A 19,593-nucleotide genomic window follows, 5' to 3' on the forward strand; every position below is an offset into this window, starting at 1 on the left:
AAGTCAATAACTTTTTGCTAATATTTTTTAACGATTGAATGATTTTTTGTACCCTCAAAACTAGATAATGTCATTATCAAACTTGTTAGTTAAGTCCTCGACCGATTAGTATCAGTCAGCTCCACGTGTCACCACGCTTCCACCTCTGACCTATCAACCTGATCATCTCTCAGGGGTCTTACTAGCTTAACGCTATGGGAAATCTCATCTTGAGGGGGGCTTCATGCTTAGATGCTTTCAGCACTTATCCCTTCCACACATAGCTACCCAGCCATGCTCTTGGCAGAACAACTGGTACACCAGCGGTGTGTCCATCCCGGTCCTCTCGTACTAAGGACAGCTCCTCTCAAATTTCCTGCGCCCACGACGGATAGGGACCGAACTGTCTCACGACGTTCTGAACCCAGCTCGCGTACCGCTTTAATGGGCGAACAGCCCAACCCTTGGGACCGACTACAGCCCCAGGATGCGATGAGCCGACATCGAGGTGCCAAACCTCCCCGTCGATGTGGACTCTTGGGGGAGATAAGCCTGTTATCCCCGGGGTAGCTTTTATCCGTTGAGCGATGGCCCTTCCATGCGGAACCACCGGATCACTAAGCCCGACTTTCGTCCCTGCTCGACTTGTAGGTCTCGCAGTCAAGCTCCCTTATGCCTTTACACTCTTCGAATGATTTCCAACCATTCTGAGGGAACCTTTGGGCGCCTCCGTTACTCTTTAGGAGGCGACCGCCCCAGTCAAACTGCCCACCTGACACTGTCTCCGAGCCGGATAACGGCTCTAGGTTAGAATTTCAATACAGCCAGGGTAGTATCCCACCGACGCCTCCACCGAAGCTGGCGCTCCGGCTTCTCAGGCTCCTACCTATCCTGTACAAGCTGTACCAAAATTCAATATCAAGCTGCAGTAAAGCTCCACGGGGTCTTTCCGTCCTGTCGCGGGTAACCTGCATCTTCACAGGTACTATAATTTCACCGAGTCTATGGTTGAGACAGTGCCCAAATCGTTACGCCTTTCGTGCGGGTCGGAACTTACCCGACAAGGAATTTCGCTACCTTAGGACCGTTATAGTTACGGCCGCCGTTTACTGGGGCTTCAATTCAGAGCTTCTCCCGTAAGGGATAACCCCTCCTCTTAACCTTCCAGCACCGGGCAGGCGTCAGCCCCTATACTTCGCCTTACGGCTTCGCAGAGACCTGTGTTTTTGCTAAACAGTCGCTTGGGCCTTTTCACTGCGGCTCTCCCGGGCTTGCACCCAAAAGAGCACCCCTTCTCCCGAAGTTACGGGGTCATTTTGCCGAGTTCCTTAACCATAGTTCTCTCGCTCACCTTAGGATTCTCTCCTCGCCTACCTGTGTCGGTTTGCGGTACAGGCACCTATTTCCTCGCTAGAAGCTTTTCTTGGCAGCGTAGAATCAGGAACTTCGGTACTATATTTCCCTCGCCATCACAACTCAGCCTTAACGATGTGCGGATTTGCCTACACATCAGCCTAATTGCTTGGACGCGCATATCCAGCAGCGCGCTTACCCTATCTTTCTGCGTCCCTCCATTGCTCAAACGGAAATCAGGTGGTACAGGAATATCAACCTGTTGTCCATCGCCTACGCCTGTCGGCCTCGGCTTAGGTCCTGACTAACCCTGGGAGGACGAGCCTTCCCCAGGAAACCTTAGGCATACGGTGGACGGGATTCTCACCCGTCTTTCGCTACTCATACCGGCATTCTCACTTCTAAGCGCTCCACCAGTCCTTACGATCTAGCTTCAACGCCCTTAGAACGCTCCCCTACCACTGATACCATACGGTATCAATCCGCAGCTTCGGTGATACGTTTAGCCCCGTTACATTTTCGGCGCAGAGTCACTCGACCAGTGAGCTATTACGCACTCTTTAAATGGTGGCTGCTTCTAAGCCAACATCCTGGTTGTCTAAGCAACTCCACATCCTTTTCCACTTAACGTATACTTTGGGACCTTAGCTGGCGGTCTGGGCTGTTTCCCTCTTGACCACGGATCTTATCACTCGTAGTCTGACTCCTATGGATAAGTCATTGGCATTCGGAGTTTGACTGAATTCGGTAACCCGTTGGGGGCCCCTAGTCCAATCAGTGCTCTACCTCCAAGACTCTAACACATAAGGCTAGCCCTAAAGCTATTTCGGGGAGAACCAGCTATCTCCGAGTTCGATTGGAATTTCTCCGCTACCCACACCTCATCCCCGCACTTTTCAACGTGCGTGGGTTCGGACCTCCATTCAGTGTTACCTGAACTTCATCCTGGACATGGGTAGATCACTCGGTTTCGGGTCTACGACCACGTACTATATCGCCCTATTCAGACTCGCTTTCGCTGCGGCTCCGTTTCTTCAACTTAACCTTGCACGGGATCGTAACTCGCCGGTTCATTCTACAAAAGGCACGCCATCACTCATTAACGAGCTCTGACTATTTGTAAGCACACGGTTTCAGGTTCTCTTTCACTCCCCTTCCGGGGTGCTTTTCACCTTTCCCTCACGGTACTGGTTCACTATCGGTCACTAGGTAGTATTTAGCCTTGGGAGATGGTCCTCCCAGATTCCGACGGAATTTCACGTGTTCCGCCGTACTCAGGATCCACTCAAGAGGGAACGAGGTTTCAACTACAGGGTTTTTACCTTCTTCGACGGACCTTTCCAGGTCGCTTCATTTACCCCGTTCCTTTGTAACTCCGTATAGAGTGTCCTACAACCCCAAGAGGCAAGCCTCTTGGTTTGGGCTATCTTCCGTTTCGCTCGCCGCTACTCAGGAAATCGCATTTTGCTTTCTGTTCCTCCAGGTACTTAGATGTTTCAGTTCCCTGGGTCTGTCCTCAGTACCCTATGTATTCAGGTAAAGATACTACTCCATTACGAGTAGTGGGTTCCCCCATTCGGAAATCTCCGGATCAAAGCTTACTTACAGCTCCCCGAAGCATATCGGTGTTAGTCCCGTCCTTCATCGACTCCTAGTGCCAAGGCATCCACCGTGCGCCCTTTCTAACTTAACTAATTTTAAAACTTAAATTAAACTTACGCAGTTTAATGAATGACATTATCTAGTTTTCAAGGTGCAAATTGAGAGTGAACTCTCAAAACTAAACAAAACAATGAAGAAACATCTTTTCATGCATGAACCAACGGTTCATGATGTCTCCATAGAAAGGAGGTGATCCAGCCGCACCTTCCGATACGGCTACCTTGTTACGACTTCACCCCAATCATCTGTCCCACCTTAGGCGGCTGGCCCCTAAAAGGTTACCCCACCGACTTCGGGTGTTACAAACTCTCGTGGTGTGACGGGCGGTGTGTACAAGGCCCGGGAACGTATTCACCGCGGCATGCTGATCCGCGATTACTAGTGATTCCGGCTTCATGTAGGCGAGTTGCAGCCTACAATCCGAACTGAGAATAGTTTTATGGGATTAGCTCCACCTCGCGGTCTTGCAACCCTTTGTACTATCCATTGTAGCACGTGTGTAGCCCAGGTCATAAGGGGCATGATGATTTGACGTCATCCCCACCTTCCTCCGGTTTGTCACCGGCAGTCACCTTAGAGTGCCCAACTAAATGCTGGCAACTAAGATCAAGGGTTGCGCTCGTTGCGGGACTTAACCCAACATCTCACGACACGAGCTGACGACAACCATGCACCACCTGTCACTCTGTCCCCGAAGGGAACGCCCTATCTCTAGGGTTGTCAGAGGATGTCAAGACCTGGTAAGGTTCTTCGCGTTGCTTCGAATTAAACCACATGCTCCACCACTTGTGCGGGCCCCCGTCAATTCCTTTGAGTTTCAGTCTTGCGACCGTACTCCCCAGGCGGAGTGCTTAATGCGTTAACTTCAGCACTAAAGGGCGGAAACCCTCTAACACTTAGCACTCATCGTTTACAGCGTGGACTACCAGGGTATCTAATCCTGTTTGCTCCCCACGCTTTCGCGCCTCAGCGTCAGTTACAGACCAGAAAGTCGCCTTCGCCACTGGTGTTCCTCCAAATCTCTACGCATTTCACCGCTACACTTGGAATTCCACTTTCCTCTTCTGCACTCAAGTTTCCCAGTTTCCAATGACCCTCCCCGGTTGAGCCGGGGGCTTTCACATCAGACTTAAGAAACCGCCTGCGCGCGCTTTACGCCCAATAATTCCGGACAACGCTTGCCACCTACGTATTACCGCGGCTGCTGGCACGTAGTTAGCCGTGGCTTTCTGGTTAGGTACCGTCAAGGTGCCAGCTTATTTAACTAGCACTTGTTCTTCCCTAACAACAGAACTTTACGACCCGAAGGCCTTCATCGTTCACGCGGCGTTGCTCCGTCAGACTTTCGTCCATTGCGGAAGATTCCCTACTGCTGCCTCCCGTAGGAGTCTGGGCCGTGTCTCAGTCCCAGTGTGGCCGATCACCCTCTCAGGTCGGCTACGCATCGTCGCCTTGGTGAGCCGTTACCTCACCAACTAGCTAATGCGCCGCGGGCCCATCTGTAAGTGATAGCCGAAGCCATCTTTCAATAAAGGAACAGGAGTTCCTTTATGTCATCCGGTATTAGCTCCGGTTTCCCGAAGTTATCCCAGTCTTACAGGTAGGTTGCCCACGTGTTACTCACCCGTCCGCCGCTAACCTGCAGGAGCAAGCTCCTACAAGTCCGCTCGACTTGCATGTATTAGGCACGCCGCCAGCGTTCGTCCTGAGCCAGGATCAAACTCTCCATAATAGTTAAGTTTAAATCTTGTATTGCTCAAAAAACTAATAATTGACGTTTTACTTCATGTTTTGTTTAGTTTTCAAAGTTCACTTTATCGCTCGTAAGCGACTTTTTTATATTAACATTTATCAAAAAACATGTCAATATTTTGTTTAATATTTATTGTTACTTTTTCCCGTTTGTCACCGACTTGTTTTGGCGACATAAATTAATATAACACCACACCCCGTTTCGGTCAACAACTTTTTTGATATTTTTTTAAAAAAGATTTCTTTTAAAATAATAACTTGTACTTTCCCATGTGAATGCATTTCAAATTTGATGTAGCGATTCATGTTACTTCTTATTATATCTTTTATATTCCAATTACAGAAACTGCAACCATTTACTAGAAAATATTAAACCACTAAGCTTCTATAATAAGAAAGGTTAATACAATATAGAAATCACGTCCTGTCGTAACGCATGCATAATCCACATCGTATGGGCCCAGGAGACTCAGCCCCGCCCCATGGAATGCGAGCACCTGAAGTGGAATTCAACACTCTTCTTTAATAAAGAACATTTTACATAAAACTGTATTAGTAAATAAAAATGAAATTCATATTAGTTAGACTACCAGTTCAAATCCCATTTATGCTATATTTACATTGAATGGGGTGGAACTATTGGCAAAAAAGAAAAGTAGTAAAATTAATAATATAAGAACGTTTGCACTTTCATTATTATTTATTGGATTCATCATTATGTATGGCGGTGTCTTCTTCAGAGAGCATAAAATTGTTATGACATTGTTTATGCTTGTTGGATTTTTAGCTATTATTGGAAGTACTGTTGTATACTTTTGGATTGGGATGCTATCAACTAAAACCATTCAAGTTGTCTGTCCAACATGTAATAAAACGACAAAAATGCTTGGGAAAGTAGATATTTGTATGTATTGTAATGAACCACTAACATTAGATGCTTCATTAGAAGGCAAAGAATTCGATGAAAAATACAATAGCAAACGAGAAACAAAAAGAACGTAATAAAAAAAGCACATTACATATGTAATGTGCTTTTTTATGATAAGTTTTTTTCTTTACAATTAGGACAAATACCGTACACTTCCATCCTATGATTTGTTACTTCAAATCCTGTTACGTTCTCAACAAATTGATTGATACCCTCTAATCCATCATAATGAAAATCATTCATATCTCCGCATTTTTCACAAATAATATGATAATGATCTGTAGTTATATAATCAAATCGACTAGAAGAATCACCGAAGTTTAACTCTTTAACCATTCCAACTTCACGTAAAACTCTGAGATTATTGTAAACAGTTGCAACACTCATATTTGGAAATTTACCCTCAAGTGCTTTATAGATTTCATCAGCAGTTGGATGTGTTCCACTTTCAATTAAAAATTCTATAATTGCATGTCGTTGAGGTGTAATACGTACGCCGCTATTCTTTAAATGTGAAATTGCATCTTGAATATTCTCTTTATGCAACGCCGCTCTCCCCGTTTCTTTAAATTAATTCTAAACAACATTCTTATTATTAGTTTATTCAACTCTAAGAATATTTGTCAACTTTTTGAGAATTTCCTAAAAGAATTTATTCTAATGAATAAATTGGGATAGTTGATTACATAAAAAAACGTGCGAGAAATTCTCGCACTTCAATATGCTATCATCTGAGGAGGTATGCCCTATACTTATATATATTCCCTTTAGAAGAAGGCGTATAGACGAAAAGCTCGATTAAGTTGATAAACATTTACTAAATTTCATCCAAATCATAATTGCAAAGTTAAAACGATATAAAGTAGACACTATATTAGTTCGAAAAGGTAAATAAAAAGACGTATTTGAAGTATTACAAAAAATTCAGTGGAATTTATATTTCTATATTAAGGAGAATGATTAGCTAATAGGGTTGGATTTTAATCTCTATTCACTATATAAGGTACATCCAAAAGTTCATGTACTATTTCATCTAAAAATAAAGCTAGTACAAGTCAGAAGCTTATACTAGCTTTACATTATTTCTTTATTGATTTAGAACACTAAATACATTTTCAACATGATTTTTGACTCTTACTTTTTGCCAAACTTTTTCAATCATACCTTCCTCATTTATTAAGAAGGTTGTCCGCTCTATTCCCATGTATTCTTTACCAAAATTCTTTTTTAGTTTCCAGACATCGTATAATTTAGCAACTTCAGTTGTTTCATCTGATAATAAGATGAAAGGTAGGTCGTACTTCTCCACAAACTTTTGGTGTTTTTGAATCGGGTCTGGACTAATTCCAAGTATCGTTGCACCTGCATTTATAAATTTTTCGTACGAATCACGAAAATCACATGCTTCAGTTGTACAACCAGGAGTCATATCTTTTGGATAAAAATATAAAACAACTTTTCTTCCACGATAATTTGATAATGATACTTCCTCCCCATTATTTGCAGGTAATGTAAAGTCAGGTGCTTTAACACCAATATCAACAGTCATTATATATCTCCTTCATTTAAATAATTTTATCGATCTTCTCTAAACACTTGTAATACAAAGGCTGCAGGCATTGTATACCCAATTAGTGCTTCAATCATGGCAACCCATCTTCCTAAACCAACAGGAACAATATCACCATAACCTACAGATAAAAGTGTGATAGCACTAAAATATAAACATAATTCCATTATATGATAATTCGAACCGTCTACAGGAATAGTATGCTCAAGTAATATCGGATGAGGACCTCTTTCAAGTATAAAATAAACTGCACTAAATCCAATTAAAACTGTTCCGTATATTAAAAACAACAAAATGTAATTATTAATTGAAATAAATCCTTTATTCACTTTAGTTGTTGTTGAACTCCATAGATACATTAAACTATATAATATAGAAAAAATGGCAATAAAGAAGAAAAAAGCAGTTCCCATTTCAATCACCTCATTTCAATTTATGAAACAAGCTATCGAAATAGAATAACATGCTTAGTTCCCCGCACCTCTATATTTTTTGACACCAATATTCCAAATACAAACAGCTACTATAAACACAATTAGTCCCATTACTGGTGTGAAAAATGAATACAAATACCATTCGCTTCTACGCAGAAAATAAGCTGCAGGATATACACCTACAAAAGCAAATGGTAAAACCCAGGTTAATACAAATCGAATAATCGGATGATAAATATTAATCGGGTATCTCCCATAATTACCAATATTGTACATTAAAGGCATAATTGACGTTCGTGCATCTGACCAAAAACCAATACTAGCTAAAATAATAAAGATACCTGCGTATACAAGCATTCCACCTAAAGCCATTAAAATAAATAGAATAGGATCATACCACGTTAGTGAAAGACCTAAGTTTGAACCTGCATAAATCATAATGATGAATCCGGTAATTGCGCCTAATAAAGACTCTAATTCCATTTTCTCCAATACTACTTGGAAAAGACTATGAATCGGACGGGTTAAAATGCGATCAAACTCCCCTTTTACAATATAGCGATCATTAAAATCCCATATATTAAAGAATGAAACAAATAATGCAAATGGAACTAAAAAGAAACCATATATAAACACTATTTCATCACGATTCCATCCTTCTATTAAAGAAGTGTGATTAAAAACTAGTAAAATAAAAATTAAATTAACAGCCTGAGCCATTAAATCAGATACAAATGATAAAAAGAAATTTGCTCTATATTGAAATTTTGTTTTTAAATATTGACCTGTGTATTGAAAAAATAAATCTAAATAAAACATTCTTTAACCTCCTTGCACAACAAGCTGTTTTTTAGCCTTGTACCATATAACCGTTATAGGAATACATAGTAAGATGACCCAACCGACTTGAAATAAAAGTGCGTTAAAAAGGGCATCACCTTTAATACCTTCTGCAAAAATCATACTTGGTATATAACTAATTCCTTGGAATGGCAGATACTTCATAACATCTTGTGCCCAAATCGGAAAAAATGTAATAGGTATAGTTAACCCTGAGAACAAATCAATAATAACTCGTTTTGCTTGTATAAACCCCATATTATCGTGAAGAAAGAACGCCATTAAACCAGTTAATATATTAAGCTGTGTGTTGATTGCAAAGCTAAAGATCGATGCTAATAAAAATAATCCCAATGTTGTTATATCAAATGATACTTTTAATTGAAAAATCAACGCAACGATGATAAATCCTGGGATTGAAAAGAAAAAGAATCGAAAAATCCCTTCTCCTAACCCCTGCATAACTTTAGTAAGTAAATAGTTGTAAGGTCTAATCAGTTCAATTGCTACTTTACCTTCTCTTATTTCCTCTGCAATTTCTCTATCTAAATTATTAAAATAAAATGCTCGAGCCATCCAAGCAATTGCAACATAAGTTGTCATTTGAGTAACTGATACACCTTGTATAGAACCTTGACTACCATAAATAGCTTTCCACAAGAAGAAATATGCACCTATATTAATTGTATAAATCACAATCCCAGTGTAGTAATTTGTACGATAAGCGAGCATCATTAAAAAACGGATACGAATGATTTCTAGATACTTACCCATTGCTCATACCCTCTTGATAAATATTTCGAATAATTTCTTCAGTAGAAATCTCTAACATCTTCATATCTTTGACTGGATGTGACTGTACAACTTTTGCAATGATCATAGAAATGGTAGTCTCATCATTTGGAAGAGATACTGTCCAAACATTCTCTCCTTCATCTTTATTCCACTTCACATCTGTTCGACCAACAAGCTCCACCAAGTCTTTTTGTTCGACGTGTTTAATAAATTGAAATTGAATTTCTTTTTCTTCTCCCCATTGACCTTTTAGTTCTTCAAGCTTACCATCATAGATGATTTTTCCTTCATCTAACATGACAACTCGATCACATAATGCCTCAATATCAGAAATATCGTGTGTCGTTAATAGAATCGTCGTACCATATCTTTCATTTAATTCCTTCAAAAACTCTCTGATTTTTAACTTCACTAAAACATCTAAACCAATAGTAGGTTCATCTAAAAACAATAGCGGTGGATTATGAATTAAAGCAGCTGCTAATTCACATCTCATTCTTTGACCAAGAGATAATTTTCTTACTGGCTGATCTAATAATGGTTCTAAATCTAATGTTTTAATGATATAGCCCATATGTTCATCGTATTGTTCATCTGAAACTTGATATACTTTTTTTAATAATCGAAACGATTCTTGAACTGCTATATCCCACCATAGCTGAGACCGCTGCCCAAATACAACTCCGATTGATCTAACAAATTTTTCACGTTCTTTTTGAGGATGAAAACCGTTAACTTTTACATTACCTGCAGTAGGTGTTAAAATTCCTGTTAACATTTTTATTGTTGTAGATTTACCAGCTCCATTCTCGCCGATATACGCCATCATTTCACCTTTTTTTACGGAAAAACTTATATTATTAACTGCTGTTTTAATTTTATAATTCCTTGTGAATAAATCTCTAAATGCTCCTTTTACACCTGAGCGACTAGAGAATGTTTTAAACTCTTTGTGAAGATTTTGAACTTCAATCATATTTTCCATCTAATTGCCTCCATTTTTTATTCCGTCGCTAAGTGTATTTGAAATGCTATATAAGTACAATCAAAAAGTCTTAAGAATATATTTCCAATCCTTAATTTTTCATGATTTACTAATAGATTCTCCAAATGTTCAAATTTCTTTTGAAAATGAAAAGGTTTACATTTACCACGCACAAAAAATTCGTGCTAGAATGTTATTTAACGACATAAATAATGTAAAGATGCAGGTTAAAACTTCTATTTTAATCGCGAATATAGGAGGAACTTCATGAACAATCAAAAATCAATCGAAATACATAATGAAGCTTTAGAGCACATTGTTGGTGGAGTTAATAGTCCATCTAGATCATTTAAAGCCGTTGGTGGCGGCGCTCCAGTTACGATGAAACGTGCTAAAGGAGCTTACTTTTGGGATGTAGATGGAAATCAATATATTGATTATCTAGCTGCTTATGGTCCTATTATTACAGGTCATGCACATCCACATATTACTGCTGCAATTACAAAAGCTGCAGAAAACGGTGTACTATATGGCACACCACATGAACTTGAATTACAATTTGCTAAAATGTTAAAAGAAGCAATCCCTAGTATGGATAAGGTTCGATTTACAAATTCTGGTACTGAATCTGTTATGACAACAATTCGGGTTGCAAGAGCATATACAAATCGTACAAAAATTGTTAAGTTCGCCGGATGCTATCACGGTCATTCAGATTTAGTTTTAGTAGCAGCTGGTTCTGGTCCGTCTACACTTGGAACTCCTGATTCAGCTGGTGTTCCGCAAAGTATTGCAAACGAAGTGATTACTGTTCCATTTAATGATATTGATGCATATGCTGAGACAATGGAAAAATGGGGTCATGAAATTGCAGGTGTTCTTGTTGAACCAATTGTTGGAAACTTCGGTATTGTAGAACCAAAAGAAGGATTCTTAGAAGCTGTTAATGACATTACTCACAACTATGGCGCATTAGTCATTTATGATGAAGTAATTACTGCTTTCCGTTTTATGTACGGTGGCGCACAAAACTTATTAGGCATTGAACCTGACTTAACTGCTTTAGGCAAAATTATTGGCGGCGGTTTACCAATTGGAGCTTATGGTGGTAAGAAAGAAATTATGGAAACTGTGGCACCATTAGGTCCTGCGTATCAAGCTGGTACAATGGCTGGTAACCCAGCATCAATCGCAGCTGGTATTGCTTGTCTTGAAGTTTTAAAACAAGACGGTGTATATGAAGAATTAGATCGATTAGGTACAATACTTGAAGCTGGTATTCAAGAAAAAGCTAACGAGCATAACATTCATATTAAAATTAACCGTCTAAAAGGCGCATTAACTGTTTACTTTAATGTAGATGAAGTAACAAACTATGAAGAAGCTAAACTTTCAGATGGTGAAGTATTTGGTCGATTCTTTAAGCTTTTATTAGAAGAAGGAATTAATCTAGCTCCTTCTAAATATGAAGCATGGTTTTTAACAACTGCCCACACTGAAGATGATGTAAAGCAAACAATTAAAGCAGTTGGAAATGCATTCCAGAAATTAGCTACAATTAAACAATAAACATAATAGAGGTCACTACGAATTACTGAAGTGGCCTCTATTCTTACATAAGTAATTCAGAATAATCAAAATTCTTTATTGTAAATAGGAGGTAATTTCATGAAAAATCAAGCTAAAACACCGTGGTCACCAAGTACATTTAGAGAGTTCCACAATCATGAGCATGACGCTTGTGGGATTGTTGCTTTTGTTAATCGATCTTTATCTCAGACGAGAGAAACTGTAGAAATTGCCGCTGAGAGCCTTAGAAAGATGAATCATCGCGCCGGATTTACAAATGGAGAAGGTGATGGCGTTGGATTACAGACAGATATCCCTACTCTACTTTGGGAAGAAAAACTTGCAAGTGTAGGGATCAGTTCAGAGGTTGTCTCTCACCCATCATTTACAGTTGGACATTTCTTTTTTAATGATAAATCAGATGAACATAAACAAACATTACTTCACCTATTTGAAGAAAATGGTTACGAAACGCTCTATCATAGTCATCATCAAACAAACTCTTTGTCTCTAGGTCCAATTGCAAAAGCCGTAGAACCTGAATTTTTACAAGTAGCATTACTTCCAATTTCTAATCGTACTAATACTTCCCTTTTTGATCTATCAAATATCATTCATGAACAACTGTCTCACGTTACTGTCGTTTCATTAAGCCAATCTACATGCGTTTATAAAGTAATGGGTACAATTGATACATTAATAGCTTATTATTCTGATTTACAACATCCTAATTTCAAATCATCTGTAGTAGTTGGGCATAACCGTTATTCCACAAATACAACATCTTCATTTTCTAGGGTTCAGCCTTTTAGCATACTAGCTCACAATGGAGAAATTAACACAATTGAACAATTGAGAGTAGAAGCTAAACAAATTGGTGCAAGCATAACAATCGGGAATAGCGACTCACAAGATGTGAATATCACGTTGGAAACACTTATTCACAAGCATGGGTATTCATTAAAAGAATCAATGGAATTGTTATTTCCACCAGTACCTGCCGAATTCGAAGCAGACGAAGAATACGCTAAAATTTATCATAAAATCAGAAGCGCTTTTGGACCATATTGCCAAGGACCTGCTGGTGTATTGACAAGAGAAGGTAATGAATTCGTTGCTAGTGTTGATGCATTAGGATTGCGACCTGTTTGGCTATTAGAAACAGAAGATCACTATGTATTTTCATCTGAACAAGGGATTCTTTCTCCTGAATCATTTATAGCTGAACCACACGCACTTTCACCTGGTGAAAAAATTGGAATTAACCTTACTGATCAAACAGCTCAGCTATTAACTCACCAAGAACTTGTAAAGATAGTTACAGAAAAATTAAACGACAAATTAAATTTGAACCTTTCAAATAGCCTTGCGAATATAAACGAAGCTACCCAGGAAGCTCCCCCATCAATTCAACCTTTTGAATATGGTGCTTTTGGTTGGCATAGAGAACAAATACAATTGGTCGAGCAAATGGCTGAAAAAGGCGCTGAGCCAATCCGCTCATTAGGTCACGATGCTCCTTTAGCTTGTTTAGACGAAGGCAGAAGAAATTTAGCCGACTATATGAAAGAAACTGTAGCAGTTGTAACGAATCCAGCAATTGATAGAGACCGAGAAACTGAGCACTTTTCAACTTCTGTATTATTAGGAAAAAGGCCATCTATTATTGAAAAACAATCTGGCTTGGTTCTTCAACTTCCATCTCCAATTATTGGTGATGGTTTCGTAGGTACCACATTAAAGTCAAAACGTAATCAGATTTCATACGAAGAAATTATGAGTCTATATCAATCAAATGCCAAACTTTCGATTATTCATAGTACATTTTCTCATTTACCTTTAGAAGAGACTTTGTCGCAATATAAATTCGAGGCAATTGAAGCCGTTAAAAATGGCGTAGAATGTATTATCATTACCGATGAAGAAGCCCATAAAAATAATCAGTATTGGATTGATCCTGCATTAATTACTAGTACGATTCACAATGGATTAGTTAACGCTCGATTAAGAAGAGACTGCTCGATTGTGTTAAAAACCGCTTCGGTTCGTAATCTACATGATTTAATGGTGATGAAAGGTTTAGGGGCAGATGCGATTAATCCTTACTTCCTATTCGGTACTGTTTCTGAATTAGACGCACCTGAAAAAATTGTAAGTCTTTATGATGTATTAAATAAAGGGATTGAAAAAGTTATATCTACAATTGGTATGCATGAATTAAGAGGCTACGCGAGAATGTTTAGTAGTATTGGATTACACGAGGATGTTGCATCAGCACTTGGAATTGTTAACTTCTTTGGAGATCAAGATACTGCTGGATTTAACACATTAGAAATAGATTCAAAGAAACGTTACGATGATTACACATCGAATAGCTCAGTATTGCATAAACCTTTTCACGTTTTCCCTCGTATTTGGAAAGCAATTGGTGAAACAGCGCAAACTGGAAGCTATGAAAATTATCGACAAAAATTAAATCAAATTGAAGAAGATCGTCCGACGGCAGTACGTCATGCATTGTCTTTCGTTGAAAGTAACCATCCAATTCATTCTGAGCAAGTTTCACTAGAAGTTGGGTCGCATTCATTGCCTTTTATCATTAGTTCGATGTCGTTTGGATCTCAGAATGAAGTCGCATTCCGAGCATACGCTGAAGGTGCAAATCGTCTAAACATGATTAGCTTAAATGGTGAAGGTGGAGAAATCCAAGATATGATTGGTAAATATCCAAACACACGAGGTCAACAAGTTGCTTCAGGTAGATTTGGTGTAAATGCGCATTTGCTTCACTCTTCAAATTTAATAGAGATAAAAATTGGGCAAGGTGCAAAGCCTGGTGAAGGCGGACATCTCCCAGCTTCAAAAGTAACCAAAAAGATTGCAGAAACTAGACATGCAACACTTGGTTCAGATTTAATTTCACCTTCAAATAATCATGATATTTATTCAATTGAAGATTTAGCTCAAATGATTAGTGAAATTAAAGCTGTTAATCCTAATGCCAAAGTAGCTGTAAAAGTTCCTGTTGTGCCAAACATCGGAACAATTGCAGTAGGCATTGCAAAAGCAGGTGCAAATTTTATTAATATTAGTGGCTTTGATGGTGGAACAGGAGCTGCCAGAGTACACGCAATTCAAAACGTAGGTCTCCCAGTCGAAATTGGTGTACGCGCTGCTCACAACGCCCTTTTAGAATCTGGACTTCGTAGCTCCGTAGAAATTTGGGCAGATGGTGGAATGAAAAGTGTAAACGATGTAGTTAAAATGATGATTTTAGGTGCTAACCGCATCGGTTTTGGAACTTTATCTATGATTGCAATTGGATGTACTACTTGTCGTGGCTGTCATTTAGATACATGTCATGTTGGTATTGCTACACAAATTGAGTCAGAAATTGAAGCTGTACGTCATGGTCTTCGAAAATTTACGCCAAGACAATTAGAAACTGCTGTTTCAAATTTAGTACAGTTCTTCACCGCTTTTAAAGATGAGCTAAAAGAAATTGTAGGTGCTTTAGGGGTTAGTAAAGCACAAGACCTTGTAGGAAAAACTGAATATTTAAAACAAACTAGATTTGTCGATACACTAAACTTGAACAATCTTTTATCAACAGTCCAAATTGAAGATAAAGAATATGTTCTGTCGGATGGTGAATCTGCTAAGTCACTACAAAGTAATGGTATTGGTGCATATGCAAAAGTCGATAATGAATATCGTCATGCAGGCAGCTTACTAATTCATGATTTAGTCATTCAAAAACAAACAAATGGTAATACATCACCAGTTGAGCTTAGCTTTGAAGATCAATCGATCCCTGGAAATGGCTTAGGTACTTACACTGTAGAAGATTATTCAGTCTATGTTCAAGGTGGAGCACAAGATGGTGTTGCAAAAACTGCTTTTGGAGGTAAAATTTTTATCAGCAAAGCAAAAGGTGCAAATGGTCAATATTTTGGTGGCTCCGTTGGTAAATGCTTTGCTTATGGTGCTCAAAAAGGACAATTTTTCATCCAAGGAAATGCCGACTCACGAGCTGGTATTCGCCTATCGGGTGCAGATGTAATAATCGGTGGCCGTCATCACGATACTGTATCACCATCTAAAAAAGTAAGACTTGGAGCAAATGCAAACATTAACGGATTCGCATTTGAATATATGACTGGTGGGCGTGCAATAGTGCTTGGAGATCCAGGTCCATGGATGTGTGCTGGTATGACTGGTGGTGTTATCTACGTAAGGAATGCTCCAGAATTAGGACTTACAAAAGAAGCATACCTTAATCGTATGGCGAAAGGTGCAAGTGTAAGTGTCTTATCAATTGATGAAAATAGTAAAAAAGATATTAATGAATTACTTGAACAATATAAAACTCTGCTATCGCAACATAACCAAAGTCATGAAGCACAATTTGTTGAATCATTACTAGAAGATATCTCTCAAAACTTTTTACGAATCGTTCCTAAAAAAGAGCAAGCAGATCCATCTGTTTCAACTGAGTAATACGAAATAAAAAAAGAAGCGTTTATTACTAACGCTTCTTTTCTGTTTGCATAATATTTGTTATTTTTCGCCTTCAAATAAATAACACATTTACTGATAAATTTCTATTGATAAAGCTTATAGTTCATTGTATAGTAACAAGAGCTTACTTTTATGAGAATAAATTCTTTTAATAAAATCAATATATTTTCAGGAAGTTGCCGACATTTAATAATAAGTAGATTCATAGTATGAAAGTTAAATGTCCAATGTTTAAATAATTACAAGTTCTTAGAGCTAGACAAACAAAAGGAGCACACAATGAGATTAGGAGCGCGTGTCATAAAAACTGGTATAGCCATTATGCTCGCCATTTACAGCGCGATATTTTTTGATATAACAGCTGCTTCAATTGCAGGTATCTCAGCTATTTCTGCAATGAAATCCTCTGTTAATCAATCATACAAAACATTAATTGAACAACTTCAAGCAAACATAATTGGTGCGTTTCTTGCCATTATCGCCGTGATAACTTTAGGAAACAATCCGGTTATTATAGGCTTTACTTGTATTATTGTCATTATTATTACTTTGAAGCTAAAGCTTGAAAATACAATTGCCACTGCACTAGTAACGGTTGTAGTAATCATGGAAACTAGCACAATTAATGAAAACTTTGCAGTATTTACATTTGATCGATTTATGGCAGTAATGGTTGGTGTATTTGCAGCTTCATTTGTTAATATCTTTTTAATGCCACCGAACTATGAGAAAAAGTTATCTCGTGGCATGATCTCTATTACAGAACAAACAAATAAATTAATGATGATGGCTTTACACAAAACTGTCAGTCATTCAGGGTTAAAAGAAGATATTTACCAACTAAAAGAAATCATGCGAAATGTTACAAAAATCTATCGATTATATAAAGAAGATCGAATTATCTTTATTGGACGAAAGAAAAAAGAACATGAAAAATCGCGTAAAATTGTATTGTTTAGACAAATGCTTCAAACTGCAGATTGTGCTTTTGATACATTAAAGGCATTCAATCGATTAGAATATGAAATAAATGTCAGTCCTAAGGAATTTCAAGAACTGATGAAAAATGAATTAACATGTTTAATGCAATACCATGAACATGCGCTTATGAAGTTAATCGGAAAAGTGAATTTAGAACAATCTGCTCCGCTTCATAAAGAAGAAAATATCTTGAAAGATAAATTAATGAAGGCATTTTTTGATCATCATGATTTAAATGACCAGGAAACACAGAAAACTTGGTTACATTTATTTCAGATTGTATCTGCCATTCTAGAATATAGTGAGAACGTTGAACACTTAAACACTCTTGTAGATAGTCATCAAACCTATCACAAAGAATATCAATTACAAGTCGAGCAACAAGAGACAATGTAATAACAAAAAGCCTCCAATATTTGGAGGCTTTTCTATTTATTATACTGTGCTACTTTCTAAATTTTGAATCTCAAATAAATGGTAGTATGCTGCTTTTTTCGCCATTAATTCTTCGTGTGAACCAATTTCGACAACATGTCCTTGATCAATATAAACAATTTGGTCTACATGTGTGATTGTTGATAACCTGTGAGCAATAAAGATCGTCGTTCTATTTTTGGCTAGTTCTTGAATCGCATCTTGAATATATTTTTCGTTCTCTAAATCAAGAGCTGATGTTGCCTCATCGAATATTAGTATGGAAGGATTACGTAAAAATACTCTAGCAATTGCAACACGTTGTTTTTGACCACCAGAAAGTTTAACACCTCTCTCACCAACTAATGTGTCATAACCATTAGGTAAGCTCATGATAAAATCATGTGCATTTGCAGCCTTAGCTGCTGCAATAATTTCCTCTTCGCTTGCTGTTGGATCACCGTATTGAATATTCGATTTAACCGTATCACTAAATAAGAAATTGTCTTGTAATACGATCCCAATTTTTTCACGCATACTTTTTAATTCATAATCTCTCACGTCAATACCATCTATTTCAATTGAACCATTGGTTACATCGTAAAATCTAGGTATTAAGCTAACTAATGATGATTTACCACCACCACTTGAGCCTACAAGAGCAATTTTTTGACCAGGTTCAATTTTAAATGATACATCTTGGATAACTTCTTCATCATTTGTATTATAACGAAATGATACGTGATCAAATGAAATTTGCCCTTCCAATTTTTTTGCTTCAATTGGATTCTCTCGATTCACGATATCATATTTTTCATCAAATAATTCAAATACTCGATCCATAGATGCAAACGATTGTGTTAGTGTCGTTGATGAGTTCGCTAATCGTCTTAGTGGATCATATAATCGGTCAATATATCCAATAAAAGCTACCATTTCCCCAAGTGTTAATTGATTGTGAATAACTTGATACGCTGAAAATCCAATAATTAAAAGTGGACCAATATCTGTTAGTGTATTAATAATTGTAAATGTTCTTGCATTCCAGCTAGTATGTTTTAATGCGCGATCTAAAAACTCTCCGTTTTTTTCCTTAAATAGATCACTCTCATATTCTTCTAATGCAAAACTACGTGTCACTTGCATCCCTTGAATTCTCTCAGTTAAAAAACCTTGTACGACAGCTAATGCTTGCGAACGTTGTCTTGTTAATAATCGCAGACGACCAAAGAAGTATCGAACTGCAATTGTGTAAAAAGGTAAAACAATTAATGAGACTAATGTTAACTTCACATCCATTGTCAACATAATAGCGATTGTGATAAGGATCGTAATTAAATCTAACCAAACGTTCATAAGCCCAGTTATGACAAAGTCTTTTGTAGATTCAACATCATTAATAACCCTAGAAATGACTTCACCTGTTTTTGCATTCGCATAATATCTAAGACTAAGTCTTTGCAAATGATTAAACAAATGACCTCTTATATCAAATAAAATCCGGCTGCCAATATACTGTGCAAAGTATTGTCTAAAATACTCAATCGGTGGTCTTAAAATAACAAATACGCCAAAAGCGATCATCATTGCATAAGCAAGGTGGCTACTTTTAGTCGTTAAAGTATCCGAAGTATTAATAATTCCATCAACAACATATTTCAGTAAAAGAGGTAAAATAAGCGGTATCCCAAACTTAATAATTCCAATTCCAATTGTTAAAAAGATATGAAGTCGATAGGGCTTCACAAATTTTAAATAACGTCTTATACTTCCCATACTACTCCCCCATTCAACCTGACAAAAAGAAACT

Annotated in this window: 11 protein-coding genes and 2 rRNA genes; 4 read left to right on the forward strand and 9 right to left on the reverse strand. The window is 37.8% G+C overall.

Annotation, left to right across the window (positions count from 1 at the left end):
* Nucleotides 1-85: 85 nt before the first annotated feature.
* Together ABID96_RS17715 and ABID96_RS17720 are read right to left on the reverse strand one after the other, a co-directional pair.
* Nucleotides 86-3,025 (reverse strand): 23S ribosomal RNA (locus ABID96_RS17715).
* Between the two features lie 151 nt (nucleotides 3,026-3,176).
* Nucleotides 3,177-4,726, reverse strand: a 16S ribosomal RNA gene (locus tag ABID96_RS17720).
* Together the 16S and 23S rRNA genes form the textbook arrangement of a ribosomal RNA operon.
* Nucleotides 4,727-5,385: 659 nt before the next feature.
* Here ABID96_RS17720 and ABID96_RS17725 point away from each other — a divergent pair.
* Entirely contained in the window at nucleotides 5,386-5,748 is a 363-nt protein-coding gene (locus ABID96_RS17725; protein WP_088002393.1) for a YgzB family protein, read from the forward strand.
* 34 nt (nucleotides 5,749-5,782) lie between these two features.
* On the opposite strand, the gene ABID96_RS17730 is transcribed toward ABID96_RS17725, so the two are convergent.
* The 6 genes from ABID96_RS17730 to ABID96_RS17755 all read right to left on the reverse strand — a co-directional run bounded on the left by ABID96_RS17730 (nucleotide 5,783) and on the right by ABID96_RS17755 (nucleotide 10,298).
* Nucleotides 5,783-6,220, reverse strand: a complete 438-nt coding sequence (locus tag ABID96_RS17730; protein ID WP_088002391.1) for a Fur family transcriptional regulator — start codon at nucleotides 6,218-6,220, stop codon at nucleotides 5,783-5,785.
* Nucleotides 6,221-6,761: 541 nt separating this feature from the next.
* Complete coding sequence (bcp, locus tag ABID96_RS17735; RefSeq protein ID WP_192603972.1) at nucleotides 6,762-7,223, reverse strand: thioredoxin-dependent thiol peroxidase; 462 nt, start codon at nucleotides 7,221-7,223, stop codon at nucleotides 6,762-6,764.
* 26 nt (nucleotides 7,224-7,249) lie between these two features.
* Complete coding sequence (locus ABID96_RS17740) at nucleotides 7,250-7,657, reverse strand: potassium channel family protein (protein ID WP_192603971.1); 408 nt, start codon at nucleotides 7,655-7,657, stop codon at nucleotides 7,250-7,252.
* A 54-nt stretch (nucleotides 7,658-7,711) separates the two neighbouring features.
* Nucleotides 7,712-8,497 carry an ABC transporter permease gene (locus tag ABID96_RS17745; protein ID WP_088002385.1) on the reverse strand — a complete coding sequence of 262 codons (786 nt, stop codon included), beginning with the start codon at nucleotides 8,495-8,497 and terminating at the stop codon, nucleotides 7,712-7,714.
* A 3-nt stretch (nucleotides 8,498-8,500) separates the two neighbouring features.
* On the reverse strand, nucleotides 8,501-9,292 hold the full coding sequence (locus ABID96_RS17750; RefSeq protein ID WP_192603970.1) for an ABC transporter permease: 792 nt from the start codon (nucleotides 9,290-9,292) through the stop codon (nucleotides 8,501-8,503).
* Nucleotides 9,285-10,298 (reverse strand): ABC transporter ATP-binding protein, encoded by a 1,014-nt coding sequence (locus ABID96_RS17755; RefSeq protein WP_192603969.1) that lies wholly within the window; start codon nucleotides 10,296-10,298, stop codon nucleotides 9,285-9,287. Before ABID96_RS17755 ends, ABID96_RS17750 begins: the two co-directional genes overlap by 8 nt.
* 267 nt (nucleotides 10,299-10,565) lie before the next feature.
* On the opposite strand from ABID96_RS17755, the gene ABID96_RS17760 reads away from it, so the two are divergent.
* The 3 genes from ABID96_RS17760 (at nucleotide 10,566) to ABID96_RS17770 (ending at nucleotide 17,765) form a co-directional block, all read left to right on the forward strand.
* Nucleotides 10,566-11,867, forward strand: coding sequence for a glutamate-1-semialdehyde 2,1-aminomutase (locus ABID96_RS17760; protein ID WP_192603968.1), 1,302 nt, complete (start codon nucleotides 10,566-10,568; stop codon nucleotides 11,865-11,867).
* Nucleotides 11,868-11,966: 99 nt separating this feature from the next.
* Nucleotides 11,967-16,367 (forward strand): glutamate synthase-related protein, encoded by a 4,401-nt coding sequence (locus ABID96_RS17765; protein WP_192603967.1) that lies wholly within the window; start codon nucleotides 11,967-11,969, stop codon nucleotides 16,365-16,367.
* A gap of 300 nt (nucleotides 16,368-16,667) precedes the next feature.
* Nucleotides 16,668-17,765 carry an FUSC family protein gene (locus ABID96_RS17770; RefSeq protein ID WP_192603966.1) on the forward strand — a complete coding sequence of 366 codons (1,098 nt, stop codon included), beginning with the start codon at nucleotides 16,668-16,670 and terminating at the stop codon, nucleotides 17,763-17,765.
* Nucleotides 17,766-17,804: 39 nt separating this feature from the next.
* On the opposite strand, the gene ABID96_RS17775 is transcribed toward ABID96_RS17770, so the two are convergent.
* Nucleotides 17,805-19,559, reverse strand: coding sequence for an ABC transporter ATP-binding protein (locus ABID96_RS17775; protein WP_192603965.1), 1,755 nt, complete (start codon nucleotides 19,557-19,559; stop codon nucleotides 17,805-17,807).
* Between the last annotated feature and the right edge of the window lie 34 nt (nucleotides 19,560-19,593).

This window comes from Gottfriedia sp. OAE603 (assembly GCF_040543965.1).
Taxonomy (GTDB): Bacteria; Bacillota; Bacilli; order Bacillales; family Bacillaceae_G; genus Gottfriedia; species Gottfriedia solisilvae.